The following is a 4070-nucleotide window of genomic DNA, read 5'->3' on the forward strand; positions in this document are numbered from 1 at the left end:
TTTTATTCCCCTTCCTCGAAGGGGTTGGATGCAGGCGTTTTATGGCTGCAGACGGGGGTAGTCGGTTCAATTCCCCTTCCTTGAAGGGGTGGATGCAGCGTTTTATGCTGCAGACGGGGTAGTCTCTCTTTAATTTGCTTTTAGCAAATTATATGTACCACACCCTGAAATTCTGCTTCTGTGAAGGTAAATTAAAAGCAACTACCCCGTCTGTGACCACACCCTGTCAGACTTTCAGTCTGACACCCCTCTCAAGAGGGGAATTCTATTATATTAACCCTTCAAAAAGGGGAATAAAAGTCAATTTGAATAATATGATAAATGATTTTTATAAATTTTTGCAAAATTGAAAAAAAATTCAATATTTGCCTCTATTTACCTATAATCATGAAATATTTTTCATAATCACCTATAATCGACTTTTATAAATTTGTCAAATTGTGTTTAAATTAAATTAGAAGATGAAAAAAGATTTACTTTAATAAGCAACTTTATTTGAGGGGAGAGAGAGGTTTGAGGATACAAACACACCCAATTCTAGATTTTAACAAAGGCAAGAAAGTTAAGTTCTATTTTAATGGAAAAGAGTTAGAAGGCTTTGAAAGTGAAAGTATTGCAGCATCTTTATATGCATCGGGGATATATAAATTTAGTGAAAGCAGAAAACTAAAAAGGTCAAGAGGTATATTTTGTGCGATTGGCCACTGTTCTTCGTGTTTAATGAAAGTTGATGGAGTGCCTAATGTTAGAACGTGCATAACCCCATTAAAAGAAGGAATGAAAATAGAAATGCAAAATACAGGGGAGATAGTCGATGAATAATATAAATAAAATTGATTTATTAGTTGTTGGTGGGGGTCCTGCAGGGTTATCAGCAGCTTTAGCGGCTGCAAAATATGGGATTAAAGTAACATTAGCTGAAGAAAGAGATTTTTTAGGTGGTCAATTGATTAAGCAAACACATCGCTTTTTTGGATCAGAAAAAGAATATGCTGGAACAAGAGGTATAAATATATTGAATAAACTTATAAATGAAATTAAATCCAGCAAAAATATAGATCTTTTACTATCTTCAAGAGTTTTAGGAATATATGAAGATAATATAACAACAATATTATCTGATAATAAGATGAAAAAGTTTTCTCCAAAAGCTATAATTTTTGCAACAGGGGCATCTGAAAAGTTTCTGCTTTTTGAAAATAACGATTTACCAGGAATATTTGGAGCTGGTGCAGTTCAAACATTAATGAACGTGTATGGAGTATTACCAGCAAAAAATGTCCTAATGATAGGATCTGGTAATATTGGATTAATAGTATCTTATCAACTTCTTCAAGCTGGAGTAAAGGTTTCTGCAATTTTAGAGGCTGCACCAAGGATAGGAGGCTATTCAGTACACGCTTCAAAACTAAGAAGACTTGGAATCCCTATACTAACCTCACATACAATAAAAAAAGCTGTAGGAAAAGAAAAAGTGGAAGGAGCCATAATTTGCGAGTTAGATGAAAATTGGAAAGAGGTTGAAAATAGTGAAAAATATATAGAATGCGACTCAATATGTTTGTCAGTAGGGCTTACGCCATTGATCGATCTTTTAAAGCAACGACATGTCAAAACGACTTATGTTCCCGAACTTGGTGGTTACGTCCCTTTAAGGGATGAGAATATGGAAACTTCAGTAAAAGGATTGTTTGTTGTTGGAGATGCTTCAGGTATAGAAGAGGCAACTGCTGCTATGATAGAAGGGCAGTTATCTGGATTAACAGTAGCTAAAAGAATTCAGAACAATAAAACAGAAGAGATTGAAGAAAAAATTAAAGAGGCAAAAGATGAATTGATTTTATTAAGATCTGGACCTGTGGGAGAAAAAGTGAGAAAAGGACTAGCAAAAATTGGTTTAAATCATGGAAAAAATTATGATATCTCATTGTCAAAAGAAGAATTAAACATCTCATATCTAATGAAAACTGGAATACCTTCTAAAGAAAACTTAGAAAGTAAACTTCCAAAAGACGAAAAGATTTTTGATAAAGGTCCCATAGCTATATCGGAATGTTTTCAAAGATTTCCTTGTGATCCTTGTGTAAAAAGTTGCACATTCAATGCCATATCAGAAAGAGATAATATAAACAACGTTCCCTACGTTGATTTTGAAAAATGCACTGGTTGTAGAGTTTGTGTCAGTAAATGCCCGGGGCTAGCAATGTTTGTAATTCATAAAAACTATTCTGAAAGTACTTCTTTAGTCACAATGCCATACGAATTTCTTCCAAGACCTATAAAAGGGCAAACGGTGAAAGTTCTAGACAGAGAAGGGAAATACATATGTGATGGAAAAGTAATAAGTATTCTAGATGGTAAATTTCAAGATAAAACTGCAGCAGTTAGCATAGAAGTGCCGAAAGGATTACATAACGAAGCTAGAAATTTCATTGTGGAGGATTCAATTTATGTGTGAAGAAAATATAATTATATGTAGATGTGAAGATATTACTCTAAAAGAGATTAGGGAGCTCATTAATAAAGGATACACAACGGTAGAGGAAATAAAAAGGATTACTAGAGCTGGTATGGGTCCTTGTCAGGGTAAAACATGCGGCTTATTAATTGCCAAAGAAATTTCAAAAATGACCAATAAGCCCATGGAAGAAATTGATTTACAAAATATTAGACCTCCCTACGGAGGAGTAAAATTTGAAGAAATATTGACAGATAGATTATAGAAAAGAGAGGTAAAAATAATAAATGAAAAATAAGGCTAACTTTGTAATTATAGGCGGCGGAGTTGTTGGATTATCAATTGCTTATAATCTTGCTAAAAGGGGGATTAAAGATATAGTCTTAATTGAAAAATCATATCTTGGAAGTGGTGCCACAGGACGTTGTGGAGCAGGAGTTAGGCAGCAATGGGGTACAAAACAAAATTGTCTTTTAGCGAAAGAAAGTATGAAGGTTTTTGAGAATTTTAAAGATATTCTTCAGATAAAAAGAGATATAGAATTAAAACAAAAAGGTTATCTGTTATTGGCTTATTCAGCTAAAGAATTAGAACAATTTAAAAAAAATCTAGAGGTCCAGCATTCTTTAAACATTCCTTCTGTATTGTTAACTCCTCAACAAGCAAAAGAAATGGTACCCGATTTAAATATAGAAAATCTAGTAGGTGCTGCTTTTTGTCCGAAGGATGGGCATGCCAACCCGTTTCAAGTTACCTTTGGATATGCAGAAGCTTCTCAACAATTAGGGGTTGAAATTAACAAATTTACAGAAGTAATAGATATAAAAACAAGAAATAATAAAATATTAGGAGTTCAAACAAATAAAGGCTTTATTGAAACTCAAAAGGTAATAGTAGCAGCTGGAGGCTGGACACAGGAAATAGCAAAGATGGTAGGAATCGATTTGCCCATTTTTTCAGAAAGACATGAAATACTAGTTACAGAAACTGTAAAGAAAATTTTAGATCCCATGCTCATGTCTTTTTCCTACAATATATATTGTCAGCAAACCCCTGAAGGTAGTTTTATTATGGGATATGGTCCTGAGGGGGAACCTCCAAGTTATAACATGGATAGTAGTTGGGAGTTTCTTGAAATCATGTCAAAAAAAGCAACTTTTTTACTACCGCCACTAAAAAATATACGAATAATAAGACAGTGGGCAGGGTTATACAACATGTCTCCCGATAAACAACCAATAGTATCAAAAATAGATCAAATGGAAGATTTTTATGTTGCGTGTGGATTTAGTGGACATGGTTTCATGCTCGCACCAGCTTTAGGTGTGCTTATGGCTGATATAGTTACTGAAAGCGAGTTAACTTATGACGTTGTGTTAGATATCGGAAGATTTGAACGAGGAGAAATAATCGCAGAACCTTCTGTAGTCTAAGAAAATATATTCAATTCCAAAAATTCATATAAGCTAATTGGTAAAAAGTCAAGGGGTAAAAAGGAAAAAGATTGTTAAAAACAGACAAATTAAACAATGCCCATACTTTCAAAAAACAATAAAATAGGCATAAAAAGGGAAAAAACAATTGAGTTATATTCGAACAATTCATTAATTCG

At 33.5% G+C, this 4070-nt stretch carries 4 protein-coding genes; all 4 read left to right on the forward strand.

What is annotated here, in order from left to right; all coding sequences use genetic code 11:
- Positions 1–513: 513 nt before the first annotated feature.
- Genes PW5551_RS01185 through PW5551_RS01200 form a run of 4 tightly spaced genes read left to right on the forward strand, consistent with a single transcriptional unit; the run spans position 514 to position 3891 of the window.
- Positions 514–822: a (2Fe-2S)-binding protein gene (locus PW5551_RS01185; protein ID WP_113073732.1), complete on the forward strand. Its 309-nt coding sequence runs from the start codon at positions 514–516 to the stop codon at positions 820–822.
- Entirely contained in the window at positions 815–2458 is a 1644-nt protein-coding gene (locus PW5551_RS01190; RefSeq protein WP_113073734.1) for an FAD-dependent oxidoreductase, read from the forward strand. Before PW5551_RS01185 ends, PW5551_RS01190 begins: the two co-directional genes overlap by 8 nt.
- Complete coding sequence (locus tag PW5551_RS01195; protein ID WP_113073736.1) at positions 2451–2723, forward strand: (2Fe-2S)-binding protein; 273 nt, start codon at positions 2451–2453, stop codon at positions 2721–2723. Before PW5551_RS01190 ends, PW5551_RS01195 begins: the two co-directional genes overlap by 8 nt.
- Positions 2724–2745: 22 nt before the next feature.
- Positions 2746–3891 carry an FAD-binding oxidoreductase gene (locus tag PW5551_RS01200; RefSeq protein WP_113073738.1) on the forward strand — a complete coding sequence of 382 codons (1146 nt, stop codon included), beginning with the start codon at positions 2746–2748 and terminating at the stop codon, positions 3889–3891.
- Positions 3892–4070 lie beyond the last annotated feature (179 nt).

It is taken from the genome of Petrotoga sp. 9PW.55.5.1, assembly GCF_003265365.1.
Taxonomy (GTDB): Bacteria; Thermotogota; Thermotogae; order Petrotogales; family Petrotogaceae; genus Petrotoga.